15 protein-coding genes are annotated in these 13962 nt (G+C 60.2%); 6 read left to right on the top strand and 9 right to left on the bottom strand.

Annotated features, from left to right (window positions below):
- Nucleotides 1–118 precede the first annotated feature (118 nt).
- Nucleotides 119–1192, bottom strand: a complete 1074-nt coding sequence (locus HNO86_RS22590; RefSeq protein ID WP_175379149.1) for an AI-2E family transporter — start codon at nt 1190–1192, stop codon at nt 119–121.
- A gap of 36 nt (nt 1193–1228) precedes the next feature.
- Entirely contained in the window at nt 1229–2296 is a 1068-nt protein-coding gene (locus HNO86_RS22585; RefSeq protein WP_175379148.1) for a DUF2066 domain-containing protein, read from the bottom strand.
- 383 nt (nt 2297–2679) lie between these two features.
- Between HNO86_RS22585 and purM the strand changes: the two genes are divergently transcribed.
- The 5 genes from purM to HNO86_RS22560 all read left to right on the top strand — a co-directional run bounded on the left by purM (nt 2680) and on the right by HNO86_RS22560 (nt 6726).
- A complete protein-coding gene (gene purM / locus HNO86_RS22580) occupies nt 2680–3738 on the top strand; it encodes a phosphoribosylformylglycinamidine cyclo-ligase (protein ID WP_175379147.1) in 1059 nt (352 codons plus the stop codon).
- Nucleotides 3738–4388 carry a phosphoribosylglycinamide formyltransferase gene (gene purN, locus HNO86_RS22575; RefSeq protein ID WP_175379146.1) on the top strand — a complete coding sequence of 217 codons (651 nt, stop codon included), beginning with the start codon at nt 3738–3740 and terminating at the stop codon, nt 4386–4388. The genes purM and purN overlap by 1 nt, the downstream gene beginning before the upstream one ends.
- A gap of 8 nt (nt 4389–4396) precedes the next feature.
- Nucleotides 4397–5110, top strand: coding sequence for a DUF3108 domain-containing protein (locus HNO86_RS22570; protein WP_175379145.1), 714 nt, complete (start codon nt 4397–4399; stop codon nt 5108–5110).
- Nucleotides 5111–5386: 276 nt separating this feature from the next.
- A complete protein-coding gene (locus HNO86_RS22565) occupies nt 5387–5803 on the top strand; it encodes an OsmC family protein (RefSeq protein ID WP_175379144.1) in 417 nt (138 codons plus the stop codon).
- Nucleotides 5804–5865: 62 nt separating this feature from the next.
- Complete coding sequence (locus tag HNO86_RS22560) at nt 5866–6726, top strand: pirin family protein (RefSeq protein WP_175379143.1); 861 nt, start codon at nt 5866–5868, stop codon at nt 6724–6726.
- Between the two features lie 133 nt (nt 6727–6859).
- Here the strand turns inward: HNO86_RS22560 and HNO86_RS22555 are convergent, their stop codons facing one another.
- From HNO86_RS22555 to HNO86_RS22540, 4 genes are all read right to left on the bottom strand, one after another.
- Nucleotides 6860–7588, bottom strand: coding sequence for a dienelactone hydrolase family protein (locus tag HNO86_RS22555; protein WP_175379142.1), 729 nt, complete (start codon nt 7586–7588; stop codon nt 6860–6862).
- 67 nt (nt 7589–7655) lie between these two features.
- Nucleotides 7656–9560, bottom strand: a complete 1905-nt coding sequence (gene htpG / locus HNO86_RS22550; protein ID WP_175379141.1) for a molecular chaperone HtpG — start codon at nt 9558–9560, stop codon at nt 7656–7658.
- 81 nt (nt 9561–9641) lie between these two features.
- Entirely contained in the window at nt 9642–10094 is a 453-nt protein-coding gene (locus tag HNO86_RS22545; protein ID WP_175379140.1) for a PaaI family thioesterase, read from the bottom strand.
- The gene (locus tag HNO86_RS22540) at nt 10091–10567 is read right to left on the bottom strand and encodes a PaaI family thioesterase (RefSeq protein ID WP_175379139.1); all 477 of its coding nucleotides are present in this window, start codon (nt 10565–10567) and stop codon (nt 10091–10093) included. Before HNO86_RS22540 ends, HNO86_RS22545 begins: the two co-directional genes overlap by 4 nt.
- Before the next feature lie 158 nt (nt 10568–10725).
- Between HNO86_RS22540 and HNO86_RS22535 the strand changes: the two genes are divergently transcribed.
- A complete protein-coding gene (locus HNO86_RS22535) occupies nt 10726–10971 on the top strand; it encodes a hypothetical protein (protein ID WP_175379138.1) in 246 nt (81 codons plus the stop codon).
- A 78-nt stretch (nt 10972–11049) separates the two neighbouring features.
- Here HNO86_RS22535 and HNO86_RS22530 read toward each other — a convergent pair whose 3' ends face one another.
- From HNO86_RS22530 to brnQ, 3 genes are all read right to left on the bottom strand, one after another.
- On the bottom strand, nt 11050–11451 hold the full coding sequence (locus tag HNO86_RS22530) for an MAPEG family protein (protein ID WP_175379137.1): 402 nt from the start codon (nt 11449–11451) through the stop codon (nt 11050–11052).
- Nucleotides 11451–12188, bottom strand: coding sequence for a DUF599 domain-containing protein (locus tag HNO86_RS22525; protein ID WP_175379136.1), 738 nt, complete (start codon nt 12186–12188; stop codon nt 11451–11453). The genes HNO86_RS22530 and HNO86_RS22525 overlap by 1 nt, the downstream gene beginning before the upstream one ends.
- Nucleotides 12189–12426: 238 nt before the next feature.
- On the bottom strand, nt 12427–13740 hold the full coding sequence (gene brnQ, locus HNO86_RS22520; protein ID WP_175379135.1) for a branched-chain amino acid transport system II carrier protein: 1314 nt from the start codon (nt 13738–13740) through the stop codon (nt 12427–12429).
- Nucleotides 13741–13962 lie beyond the last annotated feature (222 nt).

Raw genomic sequence — 13962 nt, 5'->3', positions numbered from 1 at the left:
AAGTTTGCGAAGTTTATACCCGTGAAGCCGACCGCACAATGCGACACACCACAAGCAAAATCAAAGGTTTGCGTCAGCGCCCCGGTTTCATGACAGTTTCCTTGGCGGTGCCGGCAGCCTAAAGCTCCGGCTCGTCGACACCGCTGTAGATCTCCGAATCCTTGTACAAATCGTGAACATGGCGCACCAGCACCATGATCACCGCCGCCACCGGCAGCGCCAGCAGGATGCCGGTGAAACCGAACAGCTCGCCGCCGGCCAGGATCGCGAAGATCACCGCCACCGGGTGCAAGCCGATGCGATCGCCCACCAGCAACGGCGTCAGCACCATGCCCTCCAGCGCCTGCCCGACCATGAACACCGCAACGATGCCGACCATCGGATACAGATCGCCGCCAAACTGAAACAGGCCGGCGATCAAGGCCGCGCCAATACCGATGACAAAGCCCATGTACGGCACGATGGCCGCCAGCCCGGCGATCAGGCCGATCAACAGACCCAACTCCAGCCCCACCAGCATCAGGCCCGCCGCGTAGATCACGCCCAGCGCCACCATCACCAGCAACTGCCCGCGCACGAAGGCTCCGAGCACTTCATGACATTCGCCGGCCAGCAACACCGCACGCTCCTCGCGATCACGAGGCAGCAGGCTGCGAATCTTGGCCATCATCACGTCCCAATCACGCAGCAAGTAGAAGCTCACCACAGGGATCAGCACCAGGTTCGCCAGCCACGCCATCAGCGCCAGGCCAGAAGCCGTCGCCTGGGTCAGCACCACGCCGACGATGTCGGTGGTCTGCCCCATGTGTTCGCTGATGGCCGCCTTGAGCTTGTCGAACTTCCAGAAACCTTCCGACAGGCCGAACTTCGATTGCGCCCACGGCAACGCGGTGTGCTGCAACCAGTCGAGCATCTGCGGCGCCAGCTCATACAGACGAAACAACTGCTTGGCGAGCATCGGCACCAGCACCAGCAACAGCGCGGTGAAGATCAGGGTGAACAGCGCGAACACCGCGACGACGCCCAGGGTACGAGACAGCCCGGCCTTCTCCAGCCGGTCCACCAGCGGGTCGAACAGATAAGCCAACAACAGCGCCACCAGAAACGGCGACAGGATCGGGTGCAACAACCAGATGAACCCGCAGAGCAGAATCACCCCACCCAACCAGAACCAACGCCGCGTATCACCCATGAACCACTCCATTGCTTCTATATATAGAAAGAAAAACTACCAGCGAAAATACAGCGCGGGTGTGACGGCCGGTGCAGGTGCGGGCGCGGGCGCTGCCGCAGGAGCCGAACCGTCGGCCGCCGGAGCAGCGGGCGCCACCGGAGCCGGCGCAGGCGCTGACACCTCCTGCAACTTGGCCAACGACAATTGCGCGCGCAGCTGTTCGGTACTGCCATTGACCCGATACAGGATCTTGTCGCCGTTCACACTTTGCGGGCGCCCGTTGAAAGGCTCCAGCAGCCGCCCAAGGGCCGCATAGCGCTCAAGGTTCATGCCTTGAACCTCCAGCAACTGCGCGGCCGAAGCCCCGGGTTTGGCGACAAAGCGTGGCGCCAGTCGCTCGTTGACCGCCAGCATCACCGCATCCGCCAGTGCCGCCTGATCGGCGCCCTCGGCAGTGCCCGCCTCTTTCTGGTCACCCAGCCACATGCGCCAATTGGCCTGCCATTTCCCGCCTTCCTCGCGGGCATGCACGGCCAGCAGGGCGTCGGCATTGTAGCGTTCCGATGCGGTGCGCAGCGGCGCAGGATCGGCGCTTTCCAGATTCGGTGCCGTGGCGACGATCTGTTCATTCAGATCCGCCAATGGCAAGCGCAGCGGCAAACCACGGTGTTGCGCCGCACGGCGTAGCGGCGCCGCACTGGCCTGGCCATCGCCGACCAGGCTTGAACCCTCGGTGGAATCATTCAACCACCAGCCCAGGATCGACGGCCGATTGGCGCCCCACATGGCCAGCCCCGCGCGGCGCAACGCCTGTTCGGTGGTGCCTGGATCGAAATCGACTTTCAACACTTCCGGCGGACCGGCGTCGTAGCCGAACTGGCTGATGATCTGCTGCGGGTCCTTGCGGATCGCCGCCAGCCCCGGACTCTGCGCCGCCTTGGGGTCACCGGTCAGGCGCAAAACCAGCGTATCGAGGGCGCGCTGAGTGGCCTGATCGCGCTCCTCCGGCGACTGGCCGTTGACCGGTTCGCGCACCTGATAAAGGCCTTTGACCGTTTCAGCCTGGCTGACCAGGCTGATCAATGACAGACAACCCACAAACAAGAATTTACAAAAACGCATGGAAGATTCCTGACGACAAGAGCGGCTGGAACAGACCGCATGAAAACGTTCGAGCAAGGCTGTGACCATCACCCTGCGCAAAACATTCACACGTCCCGGGTAAGTTTTCGCACTGTCATAACGATAGACGCTTAACGGCGTTACTTTACGCAGGCCTGCAGGATGCCACCATCACGCGCCAATGACGGTTTTTTTATGCCGATATGCCCCTGCCGTCGGCGTGAGGATGGCCGCTGCCCTTCAAGCCTGATAAAATCGCGCGCCTTCGCAGACCGGCAACAGCCGGGCACTTTCGAAATTCGCGTGAGGCAATCGCCCACTTCGATTTCGGCGGCGCCGCTGAACTCGGTCGTTACTCAGAAATTCCCCTAAAGGCCTGGATCATGAGCAAGCAACCCTCCCTGAGCTACAAGGACGCCGGTGTAGACATCGACGCCGGTGAAGCATTGGTCGAACGCATCAAGAGCGTCGCCAAGCGCACTGCGCGCCCGGAAGTCATGGGCGGCCTGGGCGGTTTCGGCGCCCTCTGCGAAATCCCGGCCGGCTACAAGCAACCTGTGCTGGTTTCCGGTACTGACGGCGTCGGCACCAAGCTGCGCCTGGCACTGAACCTGAACAAGCACGACAGCATCGGCATCGACCTGGTCGCCATGTGCGTGAACGACCTGGTGGTCTGCGGCGCCGAGCCACTGTTCTTCCTGGACTACTACGCCACCGGCAAGCTGAACGTCGACACCGCCGCTCAGGTCGTGACCGGTATCGGCGCAGGCTGCGAGCTGTCCGGCTGCTCCCTGGTCGGCGGCGAAACCGCTGAAATGCCAGGCATGTACGAAGGCGAAGACTACGACCTGGCCGGCTTCTGCGTCGGCGTGGTGGAAAAATCCGAAATCATCGACGGCTCCAAAGTCGCTGCCGGCGATGCCCTGCTCGCCCTCCCGTCTTCCGGCCCGCACTCCAACGGCTACTCGCTGATCCGCAAGATCATCGAAGTGTCCGGTGCCGACATCGAGAACACCCAGCTTGACGGCAAGCCGCTGACCGACCTGCTGATGGCCCCGACCCGCATCTACGTGAAGCCGCTGCTCAAGCTGATCAAGGAAACCGGCGCTGTCAAAGCCATGGCCCACATCACCGGTGGCGGTCTGCTGGACAACATCCCGCGCGTACTGCCAACAGGCGCCCAGGCTGTGGTCGACGTGGCGAGCTGGAACCGCCCGGCGGTATTCGACTGGCTGCAAGAGAAAGGCAACGTCGAAGAGAACGAAATGCACCGCGTACTGAACTGCGGCGTGGGCATGGTCATCTGCGTGGCTCAGGAGCACGTTGAAGCTTCCCTGAAAGTGCTGCGCGACGCTGGCGAGCAGCCATGGGTCATCGGCCAGATCGCCACAGCTGCCGAAGGCGCGGCCCAGGTCGAACTGAAGAACCTCAAGGCTCACTGATGCCTGCCACCTGTGATGTTGTGGTGCTGTTGTCCGGCACCGGCAGTAACTTGCAGGCCCTGATCGACAGCACGCGGACCGGCGACAGCCCGGTCCGCATCGCTGCGGTGATCTCCAACCGCACCGACGCCTACGGCCTGCAACGCGCCAGGGACGCGGGTATCGAAACCCGCACCCTGGATCACAAGGCATTCGATGGCCGCGAGGCCTTCGATGCCGCGCTGATCGAACTGATCGACGCGTTCAATCCCAAACTCGTGGTACTGGCCGGCTTCATGCGCATTCTCAGCGCAGATTTCGTACGCCATTACCAGGGTCGCCTGCTCAATATCCATCCCTCGCTGCTGCCCAAATACAAAGGGTTACATACTCATCAGCGGGCGCTGGAGGCCGGCGACGCGGAACACGGCTGCTCCGTGCACTTCGTCACCGAGGAACTCGATGGCGGACCACTGGTCGTACAGGCTGTAATACCGGTAGAGTTGCACGACTCGCCGCAAAGCCTGGCGCAGCGAGTCCATGTTCAGGAACACCTGATCTACCCGATGGCCGTCCGCTGGTTTGCCGAAGGCCGGTTATCGCTCGACGATCAAGGTGCTTTACTGGATGGACAGTTACTCGCGGCCAGCGGCCACTTGATACGAACCTAGGAGACTTTATGCGTCGTGCCCTGCTCTTCGCTTGCGCGCTGCTCGCCCTGCCCTTCGCACAGGCGGCAGACCTTCAACCCTTCTCCGCCAGCTACACCGCCGACTGGAAGCAGTTGCCCATGAGCGGCACCGCCGAACGCAGCCTGACCAAGGAAGCCAACGGCGTCTGGAAGCTCAGCTTCAAGGCTTCGATGATGATCGCCAGCCTGACCGAAGAAAGCACCCTGACCGTCGACAAGGACACCCTGCTGCCACAGTCCTACCACTTCGAACGTGGCGGTCTGGGCAAAGCCAAGAAAGCCGACCTGGACTTCGACTGGGCGGCCAAGAAAGTCACCGGCACCGACCGCGGCGACGCCGTCAACATTCCGCTCAACCGCGGCATGGTCGACAAATCCACCTACCAACTGGCACTGCAGCACGACGTGGCCGCCGGCAAAAAAAGCATGAGCTATCAGGTGGTCGATGATGGCGAAGTCGACACCTACGACTTCCGCGTGCTGGGCTCGGAAAAGGTCGACACCAAGGCCGGCCAGATCGACGCAGTCAAAGTCGAACGCGTACGCGACCCGACACAAAGCAAACGCACCACCGTACTCTGGTTCGCCAAGGACTGGGACTACCTGCTGGTCCGCCTGCAACAGGTCGAAACCGACGGCAAGGAGTACAACATCATGCTCCTGGACGGCAAGGTCAACGGCAAGACAGTCAAAGGCAGCTGAGCCCAAGCCCAATGAAAAGCCCCGCAATCGCGGGGTTTTTTTCGAGCAAAAGATCGCAGCCTCGTTGCACTCGACAGCTCCTGCAGAAGAGCAAGCAGGCCGTCATTGTGGGAGCGGGCTTGCTCGCGAATGCGGCGTGTCATTCAAAGGTGATGTCGCCTAGCCCCAACCCAGCCCCCCCCCCAGGAAAATTGGAACAACAGACAGCACACCCGCTCTATACCTTCAAAGCCGTTTTTGATCGAATGACCAATCCCGATGCCAACGAGGTTCCCCATGACAGTCACCGTCAACACCATCACCGCCGAAGGCCTTCGCCACACCGTACAAATCGATGACCACGAACTCTTCGCCGACGCCCCCGTCACCGCAGACGGCGAAGGTTCGGCGCCGGAGCCGCACGACTACTTCGATGCCGCCCTGGGCACCTGCAAGGCACTGACCCTCAAACTCTACGCAAAGAAAAAGGGCATCCCGCTGACCGGCGTTGGCGTCGAAGTCAAACGCGACAACAGCGAAGAACAAAAAGGCAAATACGCCCTGCACGTCAAACTGACCCTCAAGGGCGTCCTGACCGACGCTCAGCGTGACGAACTGCACCGCGTGGCCGATCGTTGCCCGATCCACAAGCTGATGACCACCAGCGAAGTCAGCATCGAAACCCACCTTTGCGAAGGCGCGTTCAGTCAGTAGCAGCATCGGTTGCGCAAGCGGGTTATGCTCGAGCGCATAACCCGCTCAGCCTGGAACGCACCATGAACACTCCGCTCGTGATCCGCCCCCGCGCAGAAGATGTCGAGGGTCAGCCGATTCTGCGCCCGCTGCCTTCGGCCAAATGCCGCAACGTCGGGCCCTTCGTGTTTTTCGACCACATGCTCGAGACGCGCTATGCCGCAGGCGATGGCATGAACATCCGCCAGCATCCGCACATCGGCCTGTCCACCCTCACTTATCTCTTCGAAGGCCAGCTCCAGCACAAGGACAGCCTGGGCTCGGACCAGGTGGTCAAACCTGGGGACGTCAGCTGGATGACCGCCGGCACCGCCATCGCCCACGTGGAGCGTACCCCCGAAGCCCTCAAGGGCCAGGATTTCACGATGCACGGCCTGCAGATCTGGCTGGCCTCCCCCAAGGAACACGAACAGGGCCCCGGCCACTACAGCCATCATCCTGCGACCACATTGCCGGTCAGCGAGAACCTCGGGGTACAGATTCGAATGATTGCCGGATCAGGCTTTTGCCTGGAATCACCGGTGCCGGTGCTGTCCCCCACGCTGTACGCCGAACTGCACCTGCAAACGGCAACGACCCTGCTGATCCCCACCGAGCATGAAGAACGTGCGCTGTATGTGCTCAGTGGCGAGGTACAGCTCAATGGCGAGCCAGTAGAACCTCATGATCTGGTGGTCCTGCCACCGGGAGAAGAGATGACCTTGTTCGCCGATAGCGACAGTCATGCGGTGCTGTTTGGCGGCGCGCCGCTGGACGGTCCGCGGCGAATCAACTGGAATTTTGTCTCGAGTGATCCAGCCAGGATCGATGAAGCCCGCAAGCGCTGGGCGGCCGGGGATTGGCCAAAGGTGCCGGGGGAATCCGAGCGGATCGAATTGCCCTGAGTCTTGTATTGCCTGTTAGTCAGCCTTCGCGAGCAAGCCCGCTCCCACATTGGAATGCGATCAAATGTGGGAGCGGGCTTGCTCGCGAAGAGGCCCTGTCAGGCGCAGAAAAAATCAGCACCTGACAACCAACTCAGCCCTTGAACACTTCATCCAGCAGATTGTGCATCGAGGTAAACGCCCGCGCGGCAATCTTGGCGTCGTACATCATCATGCCAGGCACCTTGGCGTGCGGGTCAGTGAACGAGTGGAACGCGCCGCCGTAGCTGAGCAGCTGCCAATCCACACCGGCGGCATTCATTTCATCCTCGAACGCCGGCAACTGCTCCTTCGGTACCAATGGATCGGACGCGCCGTGCAGCACCAGCACCTTGCCCTTGATGTTCTTCGCATCCGCCGGATTCGGCGTATCCAGCGTGCCGTGGAACGAAACCGCCGCCTTCACCGGCGCACCGGTACGCGCGAACTCCAACGCGCAGCAACCGCCGAAACAGAAACCGAAGGTCGCCAGCTTCGAAGTATCGACCGCGGCCTCACCCTGCTTCTGCAACTGCTCGAACGCCGCCTGCATGCGCTTGCGCAGCAATGCACGGTCATTCTTCAGGGGCATCATCGCGGCGCCCGCCTCGTCGTTGTTCTGCGGACGAACCGATTGACCATAGATATCGGCGATCAACACCACGTAGCCCTTGGCAGCCACCGATTTGGCGATTTCCTCGGCACCCGCGCCGACGCCCATCCAGTTCGGCGCCATCAACAGGCCGGGACGCGCGCCCTTATGGTCGGCATCGAACGCCACGCGGCTTTCGTAGGGCTGACCGTCAATCTGGTAGGCAACCGAACGTACAGTGATTTGGCTCATTTCTGACTCCTGATTGTTAAATATCAGAATGAAAAAACCCGCCGAAGCGGGTTTTTCCAGAACGCAGTTAAACCGACAGTTCAACCAACAGCTTGTTCAGCCGGCGCACATAGGCTGCCGGGTCTTTCAGGCTGTCGCCGGCCGCCAGGGCCGCCTGATCGAACAGGATGTGCGACAGGTCGCCGAAGCGCTCGTCGCTCTGCTCGTTGTCGAGCTTCTCGATCAGCGGATGGGTCGGGTTGAATTCGAAGATCGGCTTCGAATCCGGCACCTTCTGCCCGCTTGCTTCGAGGATCTGACGCATTTGCAGACCCAGGTCCTGCTCGCCGATGGCCAGGATCGCCGGCGAATCGGTCAGGCGATGGGAAACCCGAACTTCGGCAACGGATTCGCCCAGTGCCGTCTTCAGACGCTCAACCAGACCTTCCTTGGACTTGGCGACTTCTTCAGCAGCCTTCTTGTCCTCTTCCGAATCCAGGTTACCCAGGTCCAGGTCACCGCGCGCCACGTCAACGAAGCTCTTGCCGTCGAAGTCACTGAGGTAGCTCATCAGCCACTCGTCGATGCGGTCGGTCAGCAGCAGCACTTCGATGCCTTTCTTGCGGAAGACTTCCAGGTGCGGGCTGTTCTTGACCTGTGCGTAGGTTTCGCCGGTCAGGTAGTAGATCTTGTCCTGGCCTTCCTTGGCGCGAGCCAGGTACTCAGCCAGACCGACCACTTGCTCGCCGTCGTCACCGCTGGTGGATGCGAAACGCAGCAGACCGGCGATTTTTTCCTTGTTGGCGAAGTCTTCCGCCGGGCCTTCCTTCATGACCTGGCCGAAGTTCTTCCAGAAGCCCTTGTATTGCTCAGGCTCGTTTTTGGCCAGCTTCTCCAGCATGTCCAGCACGCGCTTGGTCAGTGCCGACTTCATGGAGTCGATGATCGGGTCTTTCTGCAGGATTTCCCGCGACACGTTCAGCGACAGGTCGTTGGAGTCGACCACGCCCTTGATGAAGCGCAGGTACAGCGGCAGGAACGACTCGGCCTGATCCATGACGAACACGCGCTGCACGTACAACTTCAGGCCTTTTGGTGCTTCACGCTGGTACAGATCGAATGGCGCACGGGCCGGCACGTACAGCAGCGAGCTGTATTCGAGCTTGCCTTCGACCTTGTTGTGGCTCCAGCTCAGCGGGTTTTCGAAGTCGTGAGCGATGTGCTTGTAGAACTCCTGGTATTCCTCGTCCTTCACGTCAGTGCGAGGACGGGTCCACAGGGCGCTGGCGCGGTTGACGGTTTCCCACTCGACGGCCGGCTTCTCTTCGCCTTCGGCAGCTGCCGCTTCTTTTGGCAGCTCGATCGGCAAGGCGATGTGGTCGGAGTACTTCTTGATGATGTTGCGCAGGCGCCAGCCGTCGGCGAATTCGTCTTCGCCGGACTTCAGGTGCAGCACGATACGGGTACCGCGGTCGGCTTTGTCGACAGTGGCGACTTCGAACTCACCCTCGCCCTTGGACGACCAGTGCACGCCTTCGCTGGCCGGGGTGCCGGCACGGCGGCTGTACACGTCCACCTTGTCGGCCACGATGAACGCGGAATAGAAGCCCACGCCGAACTGACCGATCAGGTGCGAATCCTTTTTCTGGTCGCCCGAGAGGTTTTTCATGAAGTCGGCAGTGCCGGACTTGGCGATGGTCCCCAGGTGGGTGATCACATCTTCACGGCTCATGCCGATGCCGTTGTCTTCGAGAGTGACGGTCTTGGCGTCCTTGTCGAAGCTCACACGGATTTTCAGTTCCGCGCCACCTTCCAGCAACTCAGGCTTGGACAGGGCTTCGAAACGCAATTTGTCTACGGCGTCAGAGGCGTTCGAGATCAATTCGCGAAGGAAGATTTCCTTGTTGGAATACAGCGAATGGATCATGAGGTGCAGCAGCTGCTTTACCTCGGTCTGGAAGCCCAGGGTTTCCTTTTGAGTTTCCACACTCATGGTCATCAAACTCCAATCAGATGGCGTGAGCCGCGACCAAGAGGGTCTGCGGCGGGTTGTCATGTGAGTTGGGGGCTGCATTCAGGATTTCAAGGGCTCCTCCAGTTTGAAATGCGCCCGGGCGGTGGCAATGGGCTCGCCTTCGGTGCTTTGCCAGGCGGTAATCGCCACGTTGCCTACCCGACGCCCCTGGCGGCACACCTGGCATCGGGCCCAGGTATCGCGGAACTGTCCGGCACGCAGGTAATCGAGGGAGAAATCGATGATTTTCGGCACCCCGGGCGAGCCGGTGGTAATCAGCAGGTGCAGCGCGGCGGCCAGCTCCATGAAACCGGCAATCACGCCGCCATGGATCGCGGGCAGCAGCGGGTTGCCGATGTTGTCCTTGTTGGCCGGCAGGCGAAACAGCAGTTCATCGCCCACCCGCGAGCATTCGACGCCGATCAGCGTGGCGTAGGGAATCAGTTGCAACAGCGCGCTGTAGTCGCCCTGCTCATGGGCTTTTTGCAGTTGATCCTGGAAACCGTCTGTCATTTCGCACCTCCGGCGATGGCACCGCCAAAACCCTTGGTACCCTTGATGCCTTTGCCCATGCGCATGAACGTGCCTACGACATGGGCGATGGGCTGTCCGGGGTCGTCCTGATAGGCAAAACCGCGGGCAAAGATCACGTCGGTAGTGACCCGGTAGCATTGGGCGAAACCGTACACATCCTTATGGGGTTCGGCGGCGTGCATGTAGTCGATGCGCAGGTCGAGGGTCGGGCAGACTTCGAACTCCGGCAGTACACAAAGCGTGGACATGCCACAGGCGGTGTCCATCAGCGTGGTAATGGCGCCACCGTGGATCACTCCGGTACTCGGGTTTCCAACGATCTGCTGGCTATAAGGAAGAACTACGGTCAGTCCTTCGTTACTGGCGCTGTGAACTCGCAACCCGAGGACCTGACAATGGCGCAAAGCTGACATGAAGCGAATTGCGCGCTCAAAAATAGGGTTTTCGGCCATCTGATAAAGCTCTTGTTGAATAGTTACGGAATGAAGTAGCCGTTCGCGTAAAAGTTCCGCATTAGAACAAACTTATATATCTGAAGCATTTGAGGAACTTAACACCTGTGGCCGTGCTCGAAAGGCCAGTAGTTATTTTCCATCAGGAGAAACACCCCATGCGTAAGACTTTAGCTATTGCCTTGATGTTGACCGCTTCCCTCGGTCTCGCTGCCTGCGATAAAAAATCCGAGGACAAAGCTCAAGATGCCAATCAACATGCTGAGCAAGCCCAGGAAAAAATGAACGAAGCTCAGGATAAAGTGAACGACGCGGCGAAAGAAAACGCCGAAGCCGCCAAAGCTCAGGCTGAATCGAACGAAGCAGCGGCAAAAGAAGCCGCGCCGGAAGCACCTAAGAACTAATCCGGTTTTTAGCGTGATAAAAGAAAACCCGCCAAGTGCGGGTTTTCTTTTGCCTGCGATTTCTTCCGACATCCGGGCTTAAAGCAAAATCGTTCGAAAAGTCGGACTAATCATCAGCAGTAACGAACAGACTAAGCCCACCAGCCACACCAGGCTTCGTTGCCACGCCAGATCTTTCCAATAGCACAACAAGTAGATAATTCGCGCGACGACAAAGATGATGGCGATCAAATCAATGAGCCAGCCTGCCGTCTGAGTGGTATGCGCCATCAGGACACCCACCGCAAACAGGATGAACGCCTCGATACTGTTCTGGTGTGCCGCCAGCGCCCGGGCGCCAAACCCGGTAAGTTGCCCCTGCTGCTGACGCGGCAGGTGATTGTTGTAACCACCCTGCTCTTTCATGGCCTTGGTCACGGGCATGCGCGCCACGTAGATCAACAAGGCACTGATAAACACACACCAGAACGGAATACTCATCAAGCGGCCTCTTTATTGACCTCGGGCAACGGCGCCTCTGTAGGGGTATAGACCATCACGTCGAGCACGTCGGAATGAAACTCGCGGCGATACAGCACGAACACCACGCCGGCGCTCATCAACATGAACAACCAGGGGCTGACGAACCAGGCCAGCATGCTCATGCCGAAGTAATAGGAACGCAGGCCGAAGTTGAACTGGTTGGCCGCCATGGAGATGACCCGCGCAGCGCGGTTGGCAAAGGCCTTGCGCTCCAGTTCCGAGACATGGCGCTCACCGGCCATCGGCGCCGAGCCCACCAGGATCGCGGCAAAGTTGTACTGACGCATGCACCAACTGAAGGTGAAGAAGGCATAGACGAACACCAGTGCCAAGCAGAGCAACTTGATTTCCGACATGCCCTGGGAGGCTTGCTGGACCATCGGAATATCCGCCAACAGCGACACCGCGCGTTCGGACGAGCCCAGCACCGTCAGGATGCCGGCCAGGATAATCAGGGTGCTGGAAGCGAAGAAGGAAGCGTTGCGCTCCAGATTGCCGATCACACTGGCATCGGCGATGCGGTTGTCACGCAAAAGCATGCGGCGCATCCAGTCTTCGCGATACAGATGCAGCACACTGGCCAGGCAGGCGGTGTCGCGGCCCTTCCAGGTCGCATAACGGGTGTAGCCGCCCCAGCAGATGACGAACCAGAGCGCGGCAAGAATGTGAATCAGGTTGGCTTGGATGAACGACATGCAGTTCCTTGTGATGTGCAGGAGGAAACCGTACCCCTGTGGGAGGGGCGGTGCGACGATTCGACTTGCTCGCGAAAGCGGTGTGTCAGTCAACATTGCCATTGAATGTCATGCCCTCTTCGCGAGCAAGCCCGCTCCCACAATAGATTGGCGTGAAGCAAAAAAATGCCCCGTATCGATTGATACGGGGCATTTTCTTTTTTGCCAGATCGGCCCGCTCGTGACGGGCCGATGAAGCTTAAGCCAGCGCTTCGGCGCGCTTGCCCAGCAGGCGGTCGCAGACCACCGCGACCACCAGGGTCATCACCGACGGCACCAGCCACGCCAGGCCCTGCTCGCTCAGCGGCAGGTGAGCCAGTTGCGCCGGCATCCAGTCCGCCAGACCCGCGCCCTTGAGTGCGTCGATCAGACCGAACAGGAACGACACCAGCATCACCGGGCCGATGATACGGCTCTGCTCATGCCAGAAGTCCTTGCAGAAGCTCAAGGCGACCAGGGCGATGCACGGCGGGTAGATCGCGGTCAGGACGGGGATCGAGAACGCAATCAGCTTGGTCAGGCCCAGGTTGGAAACCAGCAGGGAGAACGCGGCGAGGATGATCACCAGGGTCTTGTAGGACAGTGGCAGTACGCGGCTGAAATATTCGGCGCAGGCGCAGGTCAGGCCTACTGCCGTCACCAGGCACGCCAGGGAGATCAGCACCGCGAGGAAACCGCTGCCGAGCGATCCGAAGGTGTGCTGCACATAAGCGTGCAATACCGCCGCGCCGTTGGTCGCGCCGACGGCCACTTCATGGCTGCCCGAACCCAGGCGGAACAGGCTGATGTACACCAGCGCCAGGCCCACGCCGGCAATCAGACCGGCAATGATCGCGTAACGAGTGATCAGCGCGGGCGACTCAACGCCACGGGAGCGGATGGCGTTGACGATCACGATGCCGAACACCAGTGCGCCAAGGGTATCCATGGTCAGGTAACCATTGATGAAACCCTGGGAGAACGGTGCGGCGACATATTCAGGGGTTGCCTGACCGATGTCACCCGCCGGCAAGGCGAATGCCGCGATGCCCAATACCGCCAGGGCAATGATCTTCAGTGGCGCGAGGAAGCGCCCCACGGTGTCCAGCAGGCGGCCCGGGTAGAGCGAGATGAAGAACACCAGCAGGAAATACACCGAGCTGTACAGGAACAGCGCCAGCGGGCTTTCGCCCGTCAGCGGCGCCAGACCCACTTCGAAAGACACGGTCGCGGTACGCGGCGTGGCGAACAGCGGACCAACAGCCAGGTAGCAGGCCGCGGCCAGCAGACCACCAGCGACTTTGCCGATCGGGCTGCTCAAGGCATCCATGGCGCCCCCGACCTTGGCCAGCGCGACCACAGTGACCACCGGCAGACCTACCGCCGTGACCAGAAAGCCCAGCGCCGCCATCCAGACGTTAGGGCCGGACTGCAAACCGACGATCGGCGGGAAGATGATGTTGCCGGCCCCGACGAACAGGGCAAACGTCATAAAACCAAGTGCCAGGATGTCCTGGCCTTTCAACACTTTCATTAAGGAAATACCACACTACTGAATCGGAATTTAGAGAGGGGTTTCCCTTATGGGTGAGGGAAATGCTGTCGGTCCGTATGGGACTGACCCTTTAGCGCGTAGCTGCCTTGTGGGCGGCGGACGCAAAAATGGCGCGTAGCCTAACGAATTTGGCTGAAAAACGCACTGTTGCAGGGCAAACATTCCGATCTACGACATTTTTTGGTCGCAAAAAGATAGATT

This window comes from Pseudomonas sp. C1C7 (assembly GCF_013359595.1).
Lineage (GTDB): Bacteria > Pseudomonadota > Gammaproteobacteria > Pseudomonadales > Pseudomonadaceae > Aquipseudomonas.
Note: the sequence above shows the minus strand (reverse complement) of the source record. Positions and strands in the feature narration are given on the sequence as shown.